Source organism: Klebsiella sp. MBT K-1 (assembly GCF_002556465.1).
Lineage (GTDB): Bacteria > Pseudomonadota > Gammaproteobacteria > Enterobacterales > Enterobacteriaceae > Klebsiella > Klebsiella grimontii.
In genome coordinates this window covers 69,905-87,037 of record NZ_PDEL01000016.1, presented here as the reverse complement: position 1 = coordinate 87,037, position 17,133 = coordinate 69,905, and the positions used below count along the sequence as shown (strand labels likewise).

The 17,133-nt window shown below is 53.1% G+C and carries 16 protein-coding genes, 3 tRNA genes and 1 pseudogene; 7 read left to right on the top strand and 13 right to left on the bottom strand.

Going from position 1 to position 17,133, the window contains the following annotated elements:
* Window positions 1-99: 99 nt before the first annotated feature.
* The gene (locus CMQ96_RS22405) at window positions 100-1,056 is read left to right on the top strand and encodes an Rpn family recombination-promoting nuclease/putative transposase (RefSeq protein WP_165774987.1); all 957 of its coding nucleotides are present in this window, start codon (window positions 100-102) and stop codon (window positions 1,054-1,056) included.
* Between the two features lie 53 nt (window positions 1,057-1,109).
* On the opposite strand, the gene opgB is transcribed toward CMQ96_RS22405, so the two are convergent.
* From opgB to CMQ96_RS22375, 6 genes are all read right to left on the bottom strand, one after another.
* A complete protein-coding gene (opgB, locus tag CMQ96_RS22400; protein ID WP_098067345.1) occupies window positions 1,110-3,401 on the bottom strand; it encodes a phosphatidylglycerol--membrane-oligosaccharide glycerophosphotransferase in 2,292 nt (763 codons plus the stop codon).
* Window positions 3,402-3,658: 257 nt separating this feature from the next.
* Window positions 3,659-4,153: a DUF2501 domain-containing protein gene (locus CMQ96_RS22395; RefSeq protein ID WP_024360407.1), complete on the bottom strand. Its 495-nt coding sequence runs from the start codon at window positions 4,151-4,153 to the stop codon at window positions 3,659-3,661.
* A 65-nt stretch (window positions 4,154-4,218) separates the two neighbouring features.
* A complete protein-coding gene (dnaC, locus tag CMQ96_RS22390; RefSeq protein WP_014227813.1) occupies window positions 4,219-4,956 on the bottom strand; it encodes a DNA replication protein DnaC in 738 nt (245 codons plus the stop codon).
* A gap of 2 nt (window positions 4,957-4,958) precedes the next feature.
* Complete coding sequence (dnaT, locus tag CMQ96_RS22385; RefSeq protein WP_004134226.1) at window positions 4,959-5,498, bottom strand: primosomal protein DnaT; 540 nt, start codon at window positions 5,496-5,498, stop codon at window positions 4,959-4,961.
* Between the two features lie 108 nt (window positions 5,499-5,606).
* Window positions 5,607-6,080, bottom strand: a complete 474-nt coding sequence (locus CMQ96_RS22380; RefSeq protein ID WP_004134228.1) for a threonine/serine exporter — start codon at window positions 6,078-6,080, stop codon at window positions 5,607-5,609.
* A complete protein-coding gene (locus CMQ96_RS22375) occupies window positions 6,071-6,847 on the bottom strand; it encodes a threonine/serine exporter ThrE family protein (protein ID WP_004128660.1) in 777 nt (258 codons plus the stop codon). The genes CMQ96_RS22380 and CMQ96_RS22375 overlap by 10 nt, the downstream gene beginning before the upstream one ends.
* A 284-nt stretch (window positions 6,848-7,131) precedes the next feature.
* On the opposite strand from CMQ96_RS22375, the gene pobA reads away from it, so the two are divergent.
* The 4 genes and pseudogenes from pobA (at window position 7,132) to bglJ (ending at window position 10,852) form a co-directional block, all read left to right on the top strand.
* Complete coding sequence (gene pobA, locus CMQ96_RS22370) at window positions 7,132-8,316, top strand: 4-hydroxybenzoate 3-monooxygenase (protein WP_024360406.1); 1,185 nt, start codon at window positions 7,132-7,134, stop codon at window positions 8,314-8,316.
* Between the two features lie 23 nt (window positions 8,317-8,339).
* Complete coding sequence (locus CMQ96_RS22365) at window positions 8,340-9,209, top strand: helix-turn-helix domain-containing protein (protein WP_024360405.1); 870 nt, start codon at window positions 8,340-8,342, stop codon at window positions 9,207-9,209.
* A 278-nt stretch (window positions 9,210-9,487) separates the two neighbouring features.
* A complete protein-coding gene (locus CMQ96_RS22360; protein WP_004132115.1) occupies window positions 9,488-10,210 on the top strand; it encodes a LuxR C-terminal-related transcriptional regulator in 723 nt (240 codons plus the stop codon).
* Window positions 10,171-10,852: pseudogene (gene bglJ, locus CMQ96_RS22355) on the top strand (DNA-binding transcriptional activator BglJ). The gene CMQ96_RS22360 and the pseudogene bglJ overlap by 40 nt, the downstream one beginning before the upstream one ends.
* Before the next feature lie 13 nt (window positions 10,853-10,865).
* Here the strand turns inward: bglJ and CMQ96_RS22350 are convergent.
* Entirely contained in the window at window positions 10,866-11,324 is a 459-nt protein-coding gene (locus CMQ96_RS22350; protein WP_004132117.1) for a YbaK/EbsC family protein, read from the bottom strand.
* 341 nt (window positions 11,325-11,665) lie between these two features.
* On the opposite strand from CMQ96_RS22350, the gene CMQ96_RS22345 reads away from it, so the two are divergent.
* Window positions 11,666-13,009, top strand: coding sequence for a PTS cellobiose transporter subunit IIC (locus CMQ96_RS22345; RefSeq protein ID WP_004128673.1), 1,344 nt, complete (start codon window positions 11,666-11,668; stop codon window positions 13,007-13,009).
* Between the two features lie 47 nt (window positions 13,010-13,056).
* On the opposite strand, the gene fhuF is transcribed toward CMQ96_RS22345, so the two are convergent.
* Complete coding sequence (fhuF, locus tag CMQ96_RS22340; RefSeq protein WP_004132120.1) at window positions 13,057-13,845, bottom strand: siderophore-iron reductase FhuF; 789 nt, start codon at window positions 13,843-13,845, stop codon at window positions 13,057-13,059.
* A gap of 108 nt (window positions 13,846-13,953) precedes the next feature.
* Window positions 13,954-15,000 (bottom strand): GGDEF domain-containing protein, encoded by a 1,047-nt coding sequence (locus CMQ96_RS22335; RefSeq protein WP_024360402.1) that lies wholly within the window; start codon window positions 14,998-15,000, stop codon window positions 13,954-13,956.
* 262 nt (window positions 15,001-15,262) lie between these two features.
* Between CMQ96_RS22335 and CMQ96_RS22330 the strand changes: the two genes are divergently transcribed.
* A complete protein-coding gene (locus CMQ96_RS22330) occupies window positions 15,263-15,502 on the top strand; it encodes a DUF1435 domain-containing protein (protein ID WP_004132308.1) in 240 nt (79 codons plus the stop codon).
* A 20-nt stretch (window positions 15,503-15,522) separates the two neighbouring features.
* On the opposite strand, the gene CMQ96_RS22325 is transcribed toward CMQ96_RS22330, so the two are convergent.
* From CMQ96_RS22325 to rsmC, 4 genes are all read right to left on the bottom strand, one after another.
* A tRNA-Leu gene (locus CMQ96_RS22325) sits at window positions 15,523-15,609 on the bottom strand.
* A gap of 31 nt (window positions 15,610-15,640) precedes the next feature.
* Window positions 15,641-15,727 (bottom strand) — tRNA-Leu (locus CMQ96_RS22320).
* A 28-nt stretch (window positions 15,728-15,755) separates the two neighbouring features.
* Window positions 15,756-15,842, bottom strand: a tRNA-Leu gene (locus tag CMQ96_RS22315).
* A gap of 168 nt (window positions 15,843-16,010) precedes the next feature.
* Window positions 16,011-17,039, bottom strand: coding sequence for a 16S rRNA (guanine(1207)-N(2))-methyltransferase RsmC (rsmC, locus tag CMQ96_RS22310; RefSeq protein ID WP_024360401.1), 1,029 nt, complete (start codon window positions 17,037-17,039; stop codon window positions 16,011-16,013).
* Between the last annotated feature and the right edge of the window lie 94 nt (window positions 17,040-17,133).

The following is a 17,133-nucleotide window of genomic DNA, read 5'->3' as shown; positions in this document are numbered from 1 at the left end:
GCGCTATTCTCCGAGGCGCTTCCCAGAAAATCATCGCCAATCCCAACCGGATAAAAACCGGTGTTAGAGTCCGGCTTTCCTTCTCTTTCAGGCAAGCGGATGGCCATGAAAAAACGAATGACCTCGACGCCGCATGATGCGGTATTCAAACGATTTCTTCGCCACCCGGAGACGGCGAATGATTTCCTCACGCTGTACCTGCCGGAGGAGATCCGCCAGCAGTGTGATTTTGCCACCCTGCGCCTGGAGTCGGCGAGCTTTGTCGATGAAGATCTGCGCGCCTGGTACTCTGATGTGCTGTGGTCGGTACAAACCACCTCCGGTCCGGGGTATGTCTATGTGGTGATAGAGCATCAAAGCTCGCCGGATAATCATATGGCGTTTCGCCTGATGCGCTATGCGATTGCCGCGATGCAGCGCCACCTCGACGCCGGGCATAAAGAGCTGCCGCTGGTGGTGCCGATGCTTTTCTATCATGGCGCGACCAGTCCCTATCCTTTCTCCCTGAACTGGCTGGATGAATTTGCCGACCCGCAGATGGCTAAGACGCTGTATGGCCGCCCGTTTCCGCTGATTGACGTTACGGCGATGCCGGATGACGAGATCGTCCAGCATCGACGGGTCGCGCTGCTGGAGCTGATGCAAAAGCATATTCGCCAGCGCGATCTCAGCGGGATCACGGAGTCGTTGGCGACCCTTGTGATGCTGGGATACACTAACCGCAGACAGTTGCGAGTGCTGTTTCACTATATGCTGCAGTACGGCAATACCGCCGACCCGAGCGTGTTTCTCCGCCGGTTGGCCCGCCGTCTGCCACAGTATGAGGAGAGGTTGATGTCTATCGCTCAAAAACTTAAGCAGGAAGGTTGGCAAGAGGGGAAGCAGGAGGGGATGCGGGAAGGGATACAAGAAGGTCGCCAGGAAGGCCTGCAGGAAGGGAGCCGACGGGAGGCGCTACGCATTGCCAGCAGCATGTTGCAGGACGGCTTAGATAAAGAGACGGTACAGCGGATCACCGGGCTTTCGGCGGATGAATTAAAGCCGCTGCATTGTTGATATCCTGCCCCTGATACTATGGCCCGGCGTAAAAAACGCCGGGCGCGCTTGTTTTATCCTTCGCTTTTCACCACTTTGATTTCAACCATGCCGATGCCCAGCTGGCGCGGGGAGTGGCCGAGAATATTACCCTCGTTCGTGGACTGCGGGTCCGGCGGGGCAATCGTTAGCGTATTGCTGTGCGCCGGGTTATCGAAATGCAGGGTAGTGGTGGTGACATCGTTCGCCAAAGTGAGCGTTTGCTCGCTGTTGCCCACGCGTACCGGAATCGGTTTATTGGCGTTCGGCCCGTAGGCTTTGGCAGTAATCACCAGGTCGAATTTCTCAGGCAGCGGCGCTTTATATTCAATTTTCACTTCACTGCCGAGCTGCGCGTTAGACCAGCGTCCCCATGATTCCGGGCGAGAGATGCCACTGAATTGCTTCACCTCTTCCGGCGCGCCGGCCACGTTAAACAGGAAACTGTCGGCTTTATAGCGAATATCGTTATCGACAATCTTCAGCGTATCGACGTTGCCTTTATAACGTTCCATATCGATAAGGGTATCTTTAAAGGCGGTTTTACCCTGCCACAGGGCCTTGTCAACGCGCTGGACCTGTTGTTCGCCGCCCAACTGGCCCTGCGATACGCACCAGTCGGTGGAGAGCGCCAGCTCCGGCGACCATAGCTGGCCCATTTTGTAGCAGCGGTCGACCCAGACGAAGTTATCGCGCGGCGCGAAGTCGGCCAGCTGGAAGCGCAGCGGCGCGGAGTATTCGCTCTCCGGCAGCGGCTCAACGCGCTTATCGGAGATGCGCAGCAGCAGCGGCAGGCGGAAATGGCTGCCGGAGAAGGAGATCATATTCTTCTGCGAATCGACGGTGAAATTCTTCATCTCTTTGGGGAAATTCCACAGGCGGATGATATCCGGCTTCCACGCCAGCACTTTCTCTTTCATATTGAGGAAAACGGTTGAAAGCGACTCCCCGGAAAGGCTGCTGCGGCCAAGGCCAATAAAGTTATCGCCGCCGAGAATATCCAGTACCGTCGCGCCGTTATCCATGGTATTACGTTTGACGGCCAGCGTATCCTGCTGGGGTTGATCGCCGCGCAGGACGAAAAACAGATTGCTGCGATCCTGCTTATTCAGATAATCCCAGGCGCTGTTTTTCATCGCCAGGTGATCGGATGAGACCACGATGACCGTATTTTTGAACCACGGAGAAGCTTTAATCTTCTCGATTAACGCCGCGATATGCTCCTGGCTACAGGAAACGGCGCTGAAAGAGAGGTTCTTTTTACCGTCCATATCGTAGCTTTTGCGCTGGCAGGTACGGGAGATAAACCCATCCGGATGATGGGTATCGACCGTCAGAGCGAACAGCGAGAAGCGTTTTCCGGATTGCGAAAGCGCCTCAAATTTTTTCCACGTCTCATCAAGGACGGTATCGTCGTAGAAGCCCCAGTCGTTACGGTAAGCTGGGTCGGCGACCGTGGTTTTTAGCTCCTCCGCGCCGTAGAGATGATCGAAGCCGTGCGATTTCAGGAACACATCTTTCCCGGCGAAGCGCAGGTTCGCCCCCTGGACGAAGTAGTTTTCGTAACCGGAGTTTTTCAGGATATCGCCCAGACAGATATTCTGCGGGAAAAAGCTGGAAACCGAGGCCGAGGCGTTGCCTTCGAACGGCGCGAACAGCGGGATCCCGCACTGGGAAGCGACCATTCCGGCAATCGTGTAGTCGGTGCCGGGTAGCTGGGCGGTATTGCTGAAATCCAGCCCCTCGCTTTTCACTTTACCGAGCTCCGGGGTCAGATCCGGGAACGCGTCGTTATCAAAATAGGTGCGCTCAAGGCTTTCGCCGTAGATGTACACCAGGTTCAGTTTTGGGTTCGCGATGCTCTTTGACGGCTCTTTGTAGTAAGCCACGAAGTCAGGGTCGCCATCGCGGGACTGGGATTTGACCAACTCGCTAATCTGGCGGAAGGCCGGGCTGGCGTCCACGGACGCCAGCGCCAGGACCAGCGCCACCAGGCTGTAACCAAAGTGATGAGGATGATGACGGCGGCGGCGCAGCACCCAGCCGAGTGCGCCAAATACCGCGACCAGCGCCACGACCAGCCCAACGCCCGGCAGAATATATTTGCCCACGCCAGCGCCCGTCAGGCTGTTGGTCAACGTATAAAGTACCGCGTCATTGATACCGTCGCCGGTGAAGTAATTACTGGCGTAGAGGGTAATATTCAGAATAACGAACAGGCCCAGCACCGTGAGCGTGGCGGCGAACCACCAGGTATTACGACCGGCTTTTAACGCGTAAATCATCACCGAGGCAACAAACAGGGCGATGGATAACAACTCTGACACAGCTCATCCTCATTCACGCCAGCTGTCGGCTGGCCAGATAGATCTTTTTTCACGCTACACTGTAATTGCAGCGCAATATTGCCGCAATTGTATCGTCATGAATTTGTGCTGTGGTTCAGAATTGGTTTAGAAATCGCCATTTTTGACCCGCTTCACATCTTGTCTGCCAGGGGTTCAGAAGGAGAGATGTTAAAAAACAGAGGTTGCGGCCGCGCTGGCCAGGGTAAAGCGCCAAACGCGGCATTATGCGGCCAGGATCAGGAGAGGAAGCTAACGCCCTGTTTTAATACCAGGTCGCAGGCTTTGGTTTTCACTTTTTCCGCCAGCGGGCTACTGCCGAGGCTATTCAAATTCAGCTGCTGACCGTCTTTGCTACTCAGCAAGCCCTGAAGGCCATCAAGATAGTTGGTGTCTTCTTTTTGTTTTTCCGGCGCGCTGAGACCCAGCTTATCCAGAACCTGGTTTTTAATGTTTTCGGTATTGGTTACCGAGGTCAGTTTCTGTTTCGCGCAATAAGACATAATCCCGGCGGCATTATTCATACTGCTGGAAGTCAACGACTGGCTGCCGCCGTTGAGCAAACCGGTCAGCGAAGAGAGGGACATGCCGCCGCTTTGCTGGCTACCGCTCTGGCTGCTGAGCTGGTTCGCGGCGCTGGAAAGAGAATCCTGCCAGGAGGTGGCGTGAGCGCCGAAGGTCAATAGTGCGCCGGCCACCATCGCCGTGCGGAATAACGTTTTTACCGATTTCATAGACATACTCTTCGCCGTGAGTGAACAATGCCCTGATTATAACGCCGGCAGTGTTCAGAAATATCTTAATACTCTTTGCCGGTCACGCGATCGCGGTAGCTGTCCCAGTTGAAGTTGACCCACAGACTATTGCCCAGCCGCATGCGGTCCATGACGCGCTCGCCAAGCAGCTTGTTCATCTCGTCCATGGTGCTGTTAGTCAGCATACCGGTGGGGCGCTTTGACGAAGAGCGGCGATCGACGATCTGGTTAATGATTACCTTTTCGTAGCGTGATTCCGTTTGCATCCCGATTTCGTCAATCACCAGCAGGTCGACCTTGCTCAGGTCGGTGAGAAGCTGCTCTTCGCTGGTTTCCCGGTTGCCGAAGGTATCTTTCATCGCTGACATGATATCGGCGACGGTAATAATCAACACCGACTTACCCCGCAGTAGCAGTTCGTTGCAGATTGCGGCGGCGAGGTGGTTTTTTCCGGTGCCCGGTTTGCCGGAGAAGATAAAGCTGGCGATATTGCCGTCGAACTCCTCGACGTACTGGCGCGCTCGGGACAGCGCAATCATCTGGCCTTCACACTCAACCCGGTAGTTATCCAGCGAGCAGTTCTGGTGCAGCGGTCGGATGCCGGAGCGGTTAAAGGTACGCTGCATTTTCATGGCGCGGTTTTCGCGTTCCAGCGCTTCAGACCGCAGCTTGCCCTGTTCTTTTTGCCATGCCAGTAGCTCCTCACCTGTCTTAAACGCGGGTTCGACATGGGCTGGCATCATTTTTTGCAGGCGCTTCATTAAATCGCCGACATTTTTCATGCTCATCCTCGGAATCCTCGTGGAATATGATTTTCAGGTTCGCTAATTGCGTTGACGTCACGCCGCGGCTGGCCGCCGTTGCTGGCCCGGCCAATCTGTACGCTGCGCGCCAGCTTCTGCTGCCACTGGACGTGATGAAAGACTTTACCTTCCGCCTGCCAGTAGGCGACAAATGCGGCCAGCTCTTCCGGCGTAACGGGCTGGCTCAGGGCGATGCCCCACAGCGCGGCCAGACGCTGGAAATCGGCGTCCGGCTGCCAGTCGGCGTACATCGGGAATTTCCCCATCGGTACCGCAACGGGAACCGCCGTCGGCTCGTCAAAAAACTGCGCGTCGAGGGCGATATCGCTATTGGGGCGCGCCAGTTTGGCTTCCAGCTCCAGCAGCTGCGCCAGACGCTCCGGCGTCAGCGCATAGAAGGCGGGGGCATTGTTGGCAAACACGGCGACGGCGCCGCCGGCCGATTTTGCCAGTACCGCTGCGTGATCCTGCATGAAGTCATCCAGACCGCTAAAATCGGTAGTTAATATTCGTGAAGACATAAATCAATCTCAACTCTGAACAACTAAAAGGAGAGGGGTAGCTGCACACATAGTAGCATAGAGGTCGCTCAGGAAGGAGCGCCGCAGGTAACCCGGCGGCGCGGTGAATTAAACGCGCGGACGCTTGCGATACAGCCAAAGCCCCGGGATAGAAAGGCCGATCGATAATGCGCCAACGATGGATGAAGCCTTGAGAAAGTTACTCAGCAGCATAATCATCATCTCTTCCGAGTAGCCAAAATGACTGATTTTGACCGCTGAAATCATCGCGGTATAGGCGGAGATACCGGGAAACATCGGGATCACCGCCGCTACGGTGAAAATCTTTGGATGCGCCAGATACCAACGAGACCACTGGATCCCAATGCTGCCAACCAGCAGGGCGGCCATGAACGTTGCCCACTCGATATTAAAACCCGCCGTCATCATGACCATGCGCGAGCCGTGGCCGATAGCCCCTAGTAGCGCGCACCAGCGCAGCGCCCGCTGCGGGACGTTGAATACCATGGCGAACCCAACGGCGGGGATGGCTGCCAGAGCCATATCCTGCGCCAGCGCGTAGAGATACATAATTATGCCCATCCGCGTAGCCCCCACATCGTCATCGCCATCACCACGCCAATACAGGTGGCGAGCGTGAGCAGACTGGCAATGGCCCAGCGCGCCAGGCCGGTATTGATATGCCCTTTAAACATGTCGGCAACGGCGTTGATCAGCGGAAAACCGGGCACCAGCAGCAGTACGCTGGCGGCCATCGCTATCGTCGGCGTGCTGGCGAAAGCGGGCAGGCGCAGCATCAGTCCGGAGATGGTCGTTGCGACGAAGGCGGTGAGGCAGAAATTGATTTGCGGATGCATGGAGCGATGGGTGAGTACCTGACGAATATACATGGCTATCGTACTGGCGCAGAAGGTGACCAGCGCGCCGTCCCAGCCGCCGTTGTTAAGCTTGCAAAAGCAGGCGCAGGAGAGGCCGACCATTAACACCAGCAGCCAGCGTGGATAGCGCAGCGGCTTTATTTGCGCGAATCGTTTTTCGACATCCTTATAATCCAGCAGCTTATGCTCCGCCATAATCACAATATGCTGAACTTCCGTGACGACGTGCATGTTGATGCCGCGATCGGTGTTTTTTCGCGTTGAAGTCAGGCATTCGCCATCTTTGATGGTGGTGAGCACAATCGCATTGGAAGAGATGGCGCTTTCAACGCTATCCATCCCCAACGCCAGGCCCAGACGAGTTGAAAGCTCCTCAACCAGCGCGCTTTCCGCGCCATGCTGTAATAAGAAAAGACCACATTGAATGCACAAGCGCGTGATTGCGCGCTGGGTTGCCCGATCTGCTTGCATAAATACCTGCTGTCCGTGATGCCCGATGCCGTAGTGTCTGGCGATACTTTTACCTGAAGTCGTGCTTTCTCTGAGCGGTCAGGATCAAACAATGTGTAAAAAAACACCCGTTCTGCGGGCTCCGTGAAAATTTGAACTCAGCCACACTTCCGTAAAATTGGTGAAAAGTACAATTTTTGCGCCATTTTCTCCCTTCTTTTTCCCGGCAGACTTATCAAAAATGCAAATTCAAACTTTTAATAAACAAAAAACAAACAAATAATTAACTTTGCTGAGGCAATCCTATGAAAACACAGGTGGCGATTATCGGCGCGGGTCCATCCGGGCTCCTGTTGGGGCAGCTATTACATCACGCCGGGATTCAGACCGTGATCCTTGAGCGGCAGACGCCCGAGTATGTACTGGGGAGGATCCGCGCGGGCATTCTGGAAAGCGGAACGGTAGAGCTGCTGCGCGAAGCCGGGGCGGCCCGGCGAATGGATGCTGAAGGCCTGATCCATCATGGGGTCGAGTTTCTGTTTGAAGGCAAACGCGTACCGGTTGCGCTGACGGAGCTGACGGAAGGCAAAAGCGTGATGGTATACGGCCAGACTGAGGTGACGCGGGATTTAATGGCGGCGCGGGCGGAAAGTGGCGCCCCGACGATTTATGGCGTTAGCGACGTCACAATTAATGATGCCAAAAGCGATAGACCGTCGGTCTCTTTTTCCTGTAACGGAGAAAACCACCGCCTGGAGTGCGATTTTATTGCCGGTTGCGACGGCTTTCACGGCGTGTCCCGGCAGAGCATTCCGGCAGGGGTTCTGAAAGAGTACGAGAGCGTCTGGCCGTTTGGCTGGCTGGGACTGCTGGCCGACACGCCGCCGGTAAATCCGGAGCTGATTTACGCTCACCACGAACGCGGGTTTGTGTTGTGTAGTCAGCGCTCACTAACCAGAAGCCGCTATTATCTGCAGGTACCGCTTAGCGAAAAGGTGGAGGCCTGGTCTGATGAGCGCTTCTGGAATGAGCTTAAACGGCGTCTCCCTGATGAGTTGTCCAGCAAGTTAGTAACGGGTCACTCACTGGAGAAGAGCATCGCGCCGCTGCGCAGCTATGTGGTAGAGCCGATGCAGTACGGCAAACTATTTCTGCTGGGAGATGCGGCGCATATCGTACCGCCTACCGGGGCAAAAGGGCTGAATCTCGCGGCGTCCGACGTGAACTATTTATGGCGGATCCTGCGCGAGTATTATCACCATGGCCGCGTTGACCTCTTAGCCAGCTACTCGCGTTTGGCGCTGGATCGGGTGTGGAAGGGGGAGCGATTCAGCTGGTTTATGACGCGTCTGCTGCATGATTTTCCGCAGCAAAGCGAGTTCGACAGAAAAATGCAGGCGGCGGATCGTCGTTATTATCTGCAATCACGCGCGGGGTTAACCACTATCGCTGAAAACTATGTTGGTCTGCCGATGGAGCGCGTGGTGTAACACCCAAAATATCAGGAGGCGTGATGCAGGCAGTGAGCACCATTCCCGTTTTCAAACTGTATGGCGAAGAGCAGGGCTGGCCAACGCCCGAACTTCTGCACTGTGAGTCGATACTCCAGCGCAGCCATCTTTATGAATGGCATATCCGCGTGCATCAGCATGCTGAGCTGGTGCAACTGCTGTACCTGCATAAAGGGCGGGCGGAAATTGAAATCGAAGGAACAACCACCGTGATGGTGGAATCCTGTATTCAGGTTGTTCCGGCGCTATGTATTCATGGATTTCGATTTTCGCCGGGCACGGAAGGATACGTTTTATCCCTGGCGTTACCCCTGCTCAGGAGGGTTGAGAATCAGTTTGGTCGCCAGTTGGATCTCCTCGGCCAGCCGCAGTGTGTGCCGGTAAAAGCCTCCCGAGGCCATATTCGGGCGCTGTTTACCGCTTTGCGAGAAGAATACCGTGAGGAATATGATGCGCGTGAAATGATGCTGCATTCACTGCTGGGAGCGCTGTTGGTCTGGCTGAATCGGCAATATCGCCCGCAGCCGATAGCGGAGGACAAAGCGGAACGCAAGCGTAGCGTGATGCGCCATTTCTCTCGTCTTATAGAAAGCCATTATCGCGAACATCTGCCCTTAGCCGGATATGCCAGTCGGGTGGGGGTATCCGCGACCCATTTAAATTATTTGTGCCATGAATTTTATGGCTGCAGTGCGCTGGGCGTTTTACATCAAAGGTTGATGCTTGAGGCGCGGCGCAACCTGCAGTATACCAGCATGACTATTGCGCAACTTTCTGATTACTTGGGGTTTAATGACGCGGCCTATTTTTCTCGTTTCTTTCGTCGCTATAGCGGTGAATCCCCAAAAGCATTTAGGAAAAAAATAAAATAAACAAATCTTTATTTAATATATCTTAAGTTAGCGTATCTAACGACGATGTTAACCATTTCTAATTTATTGATGACAACTACCTGTGTTAATGTTAATCATTGGCATGGATAACAGCAATATGTTACTCCTCATTATATAAGTTGGCTTTAGGGTGCGAAATAGCGTACCCGCCAGGGACGATAAAGATTCATTTTGGCAAAATAATTATGATGGCTATTAAATTATTCATCCGATTGTTTTGCGCCGGCGGTGAATCTTCGACAGGAAGCGGAGGGTTTATGTTACCAGGACAGGGTAAGTTCGGCATTATTATCAGTAGAATACCGGTGATGCAGTCCGGTTTGAAGGCCATCGTTGGGGAGCATCTCCCTGATTATGAATTGAGTTTTTGTCGTTCTCAGGATGAGCTAACCCTGCTGCAATTGCGCCGCGCAGTGTTGGTTATCGCTGATCTTTCCGGTGAAATAGAGCATCCAGGAAATATTTGTGAACACTACTACTCTTTAATGACCCAATACAGGGATATACACTGGGTCTTTATGGTCGGTAGCACCTGTTTTCCGTTAGCCGTTCAATTATTAATGCGTCCCGAAAGTACGTTAATTTCAGACAGCGAGCCGGTAAAACGCCTTATCGAAGTGGTTCGCGCCGGTGGTCTTGCCGCTGAGCGTATTAGCCAGACGTTGTTTTCTCCTGAAGTTGAACGCATCGGTGAAGAACAGCAAAAGATGGTCATTTTGACTCTTTCTGAGCGTAAGGTATTGAGGCTGCTTGCAAAAGGGTGGGGAATTAATCAAATTGCTGCTTTATTGAAGAAGAGCAATAAAACCATAAGTGCGCAGAAAAATAGTGCTATGCGCCGCTTATCTCTGCGTAGTAATGCAGAGATGTATGCCTGGATTAATAGTGCACAGGGAATGAAGGAGCTGAATATTTATTCAGCCTATGGAGATCAAACAGAATGGAAAAAGACGTCACAACACGATATATCGCTATCGTAGAGAAATGTGCGATGACGGAAGTGGCTCTTCGCCACATCATTACTTAATGAAAGTGGTAAGAATTATCGTATTCAATTCTTTAAAGATACTAAAGCATTAAAACGAGAGTTCCAGTCTGAAGATTTTTCTGCGATTATTTTTTCCCTTTCAGGGAACCGCAGGTCCCGTCTTGAAAGTTTGCTCTTTCTCCATGAGATCGCGCGTTATTGCCCCGAAACGCAAAGAATTGTCCTGGCTAATGATGAAGCGGAAATGCGTTTGGTTAGCCATTTGACGCCTTCCCGTTTACACGGCATTCTGAATAAATCGGCCTGTCGGATCCAACTGCAGGAATATTTGCTTCAGCTTCTCGAACATAGCTACCAGACTAATGAGGGATCGGTATGTCAAAAGCAGAATATTTCTAGCCAAATTTTGAGCCCAACGGAACATACCATCCTACGATATATGTCTTATGGCTACTCATTACCTGAAATAGCGACACAGCTGGAAAGAAATATTAAAACGATTCGGGCCCATAAGTTCAATGCCATGACCAAGCTTGGCGTCAGTTCTGATATAGGACTACTGAGCGCGGCAGACATTTTAATGCGCCTGTCGGCGAATAATGACGATGCCAGAGTTATGCGCCTTGCTCAGTAGCGCCAACGGTCTATTAAAGACAAACATCAATCCACTTAGCATCAGTCAACTGCGCCATCCGCTCGGGTGAAATGCGAACGGCGCTATGAATTGATCCTGCTGCTGGCAGCACTTCCGGGTACTGCCTCAGTGAGATATCGCAGTACACCGCCAGCGGAACTTCCAGACCAAAGGGGCACACGCCGCCAATGGGGTGTCCCGTTAGCGTAATGACCTCATCGCTGCTGAGCATGCGCGCTTTGGCGCCAAATGCCTCCTTTAGTTTTTTATTATCCAGGCGTGCATCGCCTTTTGCGACAACGAGCACAACCCTTTCTTTTATTTTTAAAGACAGGGTCTTGGCTATTTGCCCGGGTTCAACATTATGTGCCGCTGCGGCTAACGCTACCGTGGCCGTGCTCTGAGTAAGTTCGATGATTTCGATATCGGGGGCGCGCTCAGCAAAAAACTGCCGCACGGACTGCAGACTCATTGGAATCTCCTGATTAAGGCTTGTTAAAAATCTGTCACAAGCTTCGCAAAGTGTAAATATCTCTCGTTGATAATCAAGATTCTTTCTAATTTCTGGATCTCCTTCACATTCGCCGCAACCGGTTACTGTAACCGGTTGCGGTTATTCATGGAGACATGAATACTGACAAGGTAACTTCCCTGCGTCACCTATAACAAAAGAGCCGAAGATGAATCGAACGTACCTGAGCACTAAAGCCTGCGGGTTATCAAATCTGGTCGCCCACTCGCAGAAGCAGATTCATCACAGCGGCAGGATAATCGTTGTTGGGCCTGTTCATCTAGCCTGTCAGGAGGGCTGCTATGTCTGCTAACCATGCTGCATTTAATCTGATATTTCGCTTCGTAGAAAATTACATCAGCCCTGTCGCCGGGCGCATCTCATCTCAGCGCCATGTGATGGCTATCCGCGACGGTTTTATCTCCGCCATGCCGTTTATGATTGTCGGCTCTTTTCTGCTGGTATTCGCTTATCCGCCGTTTTCACCGGATACCACATGGGGATTTGCCCGCGCCTGGCTGGATCTGGCAAAAGAGTTTGAAGGGCGAATTCTGACGCCGTTCGATATGACGATGGGTATTATGTCGATCTACATTTGCGCCGCGATCGCCTATAACCTCGGCAAGCATTACGAAAAAACCAATCAGCTCGACCCCTTTATGTGCGCCATGCTGTCGATTATGGCCTTCCTGCTGGTGGCGGCGCCAAAAACGAACGGCAACCTGCCGGTAGATAGCCTGGGAGGAACCGGGATATTTACGGCGATTCTTGTAGCGGTCTACTGTGTTGAAATGATGCGTTTCCTGAAAGCGCATAATATTGGTATTCGCCTGCCGGATCAGGTGCCGCCGATGATCAAAAACTCATTTGATCTGCTGATCCCGGTACTGGTTGTCGTCCTGACGCTATATCCCCTGAGCCTGCTTATTCAGCATCATTTTGATATGCTGATCCCTCAGGCCATCATGGCTATCTTTAAACCGCTGGTTTCCGCAGCCGACTCGTTACCCGCCATTTTATTGGCGGTTCTGGTGGGCCACCTGCTGTGGTTTGCGGGTATCCACGGTGCGGCTATTGTTTCCGGCATGCTGCAGATGTTCTGGCTCACTAACCTCGGCATGAACCAGCAGGCTCTGGCGCAGGGGGCGCCGCTGCCGCATATCTTTATGGAAGCGTTCTGGACATTTTTTATTGTGATTGGCGGTTCAGGAGCGACGATGGGGCTGGTGTTCTGCTATCTGCGTAGCCGCTCCGCGCATCTGCGGTCGATTGGCCGCCTGAGCGTGGTGCCAAGCCTGTTTAACATCAACGAGCCTGTCATTTTTGGCACGCCTATTGTGATGAACCCGGTGTTCTTTATTCCCTTCCTGCTGGCGCCGATGGTTAACGCCGTACTGGCCTGGGCTGCCATGAAGATGGATCTCATTGGTCGGGTGATTTCGGTTGTGCCGTGGACCGCCCCGGCACCGATTGGCGGCGCATGGGCGCTGGGTTGGGATTTCCGGGCGGCGATTCTGGTGGTTGTCCTCGCGTGCGTTTCCGCGATTATCTACTTCCCCTTCTTCAAGGTTTATGAGAAACAGCTGTTAGCGCAGGAGGCCGAAGAGGCGCAGCGCATTGCGGAAGAGAGCCAGCAGACGGCATAAAAGCAAACGGGCGGCTGAAATAGCCGCCCGTTGTCGTTATCAAAAGATCATTTCAGCGTGCAGTCCCCGCACTGCTGCACATCCGGCAGGCGATAGCGCTGGCAGCAGGTGCGGCGCACAAGCTGTCCTTCACGTAAAACCACGGTTCGCCACAGCGGATTATCCTCGCCGTTGGATAGCTGTTTTTCGAAGAAGCAGCGCTGGCGCAGAGCGGCCACTTTTTCATCTCCCAGCAACGTTTTCATTTCTCCCAGATACCAGTTAATCAGGTAGCCAGTATTGTTCCAGATAAGTTTGCCATTAATATCGCCGGTGGCTTCAAGCGCCTGCACGACGGGTTGTAAAGCCGTGGTGACCAGCTTTTCCATCCGGGACTGCGCGGACTCTGTCGGGGAAGTACCTGCTGAATGAACATCAATCCAGAAACAGGCGGCGCGGCCTGACTCATGAAACTCGACGCGCACATGTTCCGGCGCCAGGCTAATGGCGCGTTCTTCGCTCAACAGCGCCAACATTAAAGGGGGCACCAATAAACCGATGTACCATTGCGCCCAGAGGGACAGCAGCGGTTTTTGCTCACGGGGTTGACCGGGCTGGTGACGATAAATATGGTCGGACCAGGTCGCGATGAACGAACTCAGCGTCGCGGGCTGTGACCACTCAGCCAGAGTTAGCGCATGGGGAGGGGCTTCTTCATTCAGACGGAGAAAATCCAGCAGATGGGGACGTAACGCGCTAATTTTGTCGCGTATCGAATTTGCCAGTTCACGCTCAGCCGAAGGGAGCGGGGCCCGCCAGATGATCTCAGTATTGAATGCGAGTGAACGGTAAGCCATCGAGTGCCAGATACAAATCTAAATGATAATGATTTCTGATACTAATGCCGTGGTCCCGGCTTGGCAAGTGATTTGTCCGCGCGGCGACTCTTGCCGCGCGGTAAAGGATTAGCTGGCGAGAATGATGTTTCTTCCCATGTTTTTGGCTTCGTAGAGCGCGTTATCCGCCCGTTTCAGGGCGCTGTCGATATCAGCATCCACCAGCGGCGTCATACCGATACTAATGGTCACATTGGTCGCGACGCTTTCGTTAAACATATGCGGGATTTTCAGATCGTAGACCCGCTGACGGATGCGCTCTGCGGCCTGAAGGGCGTTCTCCGCGCTGCTGCTGGTCAACAGCACCATGAACTCTTCGCCGCCAAAGCGGGCTACGATATCGCGTGAGCGTACGGCGTTACGAATGGCGGCGGAAACCTGAATTAATGCCTGGTCGCCCATCATATGCCCATAGTGGTCGTTGTAGGCTTTGAAATGGTCAATATCCAGCAGCAGGACGTAATGTCCGGCGCTGTCCAGAGAGAGAACGGTATCCAGACGATTTTGTAAACCCCGACGGTTATACAAGCCGGTAAGCGGATCCAACATACTGAGATCGTTAAGGGTATTACGTTCCTTCAGCAGCTTATCCATTAGTCCCTGGGTGAATATATCGCTGCGTTTCTGAATTAAGCTTTGCAGGGTGATACCCGCAATAGGCAACAAGAAGCACCAGGACATGCGCAACCATTGTTCTCCGCCGCCAAGAATCAGGCAGGTAAGGTAGGTTGGTAAAGAGTGCAAAGTAAAGCCAATGATATTGCTGGAAAAAGCAATAGTGCCAATAAATAACACGCTTAATAAGGCGATCACCAGGTAGTTAAAATGCGGCGGACCCATCATCATTGCTTTTAGCGCAACGTGCCATGCCCAAAGCAGGCCAAATATCAGAGAAATAACCGGAATATTTATTTTGTGCTGAGCGAACTTACAGTGCCACAGCAGCAGGACCGTGCTGCAGGCAACAATCAGAAAACAGGGCAGAGTAAACGTGATGACGGTGAAGAGCGGGCTGACAAGGGATAAGAAAGATGAAACTAAATTAAGCAGTAAAAATAGCCGTAAGGAATACTGATATTTCTGTTCGTAATGGGAGCGCCAGGATTGTGCAGTCATGTCGGAGTTGTCATTATTAATCGTTAAAATTCAATGTGATGTTAGTTTGAAGTGAATAATAAAAAACAGTGCGCAAAATAAGGTTTTTACGAAATAATCAGATTATTTAATATATAATTTCTTTTGCTTAATTTATCACCTTCATGAATGTATGTCATTACTGCAAACGTAAAGAATAAAGGCTTCCCGTTTCCCTGACATGACAAATGATAAAAACTACCATATGATATTGGTTATCATTATCGTTACGAGAGGCGAAAACATGTTGCAGCGAACTTTAGGGAGTGGATGGGGCGTGGTGCTCCCCGGCGTACTGATTGCCGCGCTTGGGTTTGCCGATTTGTCGGTTGATGCCTGGCGCGCATTGGTGGCGCTGGGAATGCTTATGTCAGCGATGATGATTTGGCACCGTCAGCTGCGACATTTCGTTTTGCTGCCGTCATGCGTGGCGTTAGTCAGTGGAATGATGCTGATTATAATGAATGTCAAGCTGATGGGATAAAGCAGAAGGGATAAGAATATTGGTGCGAGGGGGGGGACTTGAACCCCCACGTCCGTAAGGACACTAACACCTGAAGCTAGCGCGTCTACCAATTCCGCCACCTTCGCACAGTATTCTTAATTTTTGATATCGCCTCGTTGGTGCGAGGGGGGGGACTTGAACCCCCACGTCCGTAAGAACACTAACACCTGAAGCTAGCGCGTCTACCAATTCCGCCACCTTCGCCCAGTGCGAGCAATATCAACGTGGATTATGGTGCGAGGGGGGGGACTTGAACCCCCACGTCCGTAAGGACACTAACACCTGAAGCTAGCGCGTCTACCAATTCCGCCACCTTCGCATACCATCGACACTATGAAAGTATCGTTACCACGGAGGCGCATTCTAGTGGTTTTCAGCTATTCGTCAATAGTTAATTGTATCAGTTGGATTGATTGTTGCAAAAATGGGCGGTCAGGGAGGGGAAGCATCGGCGACCAGCGGCTGCTGGCGCCGAAAAAAAACGAGATTATTTCTTCGCCTGACGCGTCATCACCGTTCGGTAGACCTTAAAGCGGCCCGTTTGAGCAATCACTTCATGGAAGCCGAAGATCTCATCCAGCACGTTCGGGTAGGGCAGGAAGGCGTTGGCGACAATGCGGAGCTCTCCGCCGCTGTTGAGATGACGAACGGCGCCGCGGATCAGGGTTTGCGCGGCTTCCAGGCTGGTCTGCAGACCGTCGTGGAAAGGCGGGTTGGAGATGATCATGTCGAAACGGCCGTTTACTTCGGAGAATACGTTGCTGGCGAACACTTCCCCTTCGATGCCGTTAGCGGCGAGCGTAGCGCGACTGGCTTCTACTGCCGGCGCGCTGACGTCGCATAACGTTAAGCGAACTTTAGGCGAGTGGCTGGCCAGCACGGTTGCCAGCACGCCAGCGCCGCAGCCGACGTCCAGCACTTTACCTTTGGTATGCGGGGTGAGCGTGGAAAGCAGCAGCTGGCTACCAATATCCAGCCCGTCGCGGCTGAAGACGCCGGGAAGCGTTTTAATCGTCAGATTCTCCAGCGGATACTCGCCCCAGTACTGTTCGGGATCGAACGTGGGCTGTTTCTCCAGACGACCGTGATACAGGCCACAGCGGCGCGCGCTGTCGATTTTGCTCAGCGGCGCATACTCCGCCAGCATCTGCTCGGCGCTGCGTACGCCGCTGCGGTTCTCGCCAACCACGAAAATATCAATACCGGTCGGCAGCAGCGAAAGCAGGTTCATCAGCTGAAACTGCGCTTCCGGTTTATTCTTTGGCCAGTAGTAGATCAGCGTATCGCAATCGGCGACATCGCCGGCCTCTGCGACCAGGCTATAGCGGGCATTTTCGCCCATCTGGCGGCTCAGTACCTGCCAGTGGTGGAACTGCTGGGTATGGGCGCGGCTGGCGGCCGTGTCCAGACGTGCGGGCAGGTCATCCTGCAGGTCACCGGCAAACAGAACGCGGGCGGACTCGAAATCATCACTGTGGCGCAGCAAGACTTCACTTGCCGGGGTAAAAGCGGACATGAAACACTCCTTCATTGAGACTGGCGCCGATTATACACGTTATCTTTCAGGCTGCCTCTTTGTTGGCGGTGGGACGCGCTCCGACCGCCGCGTA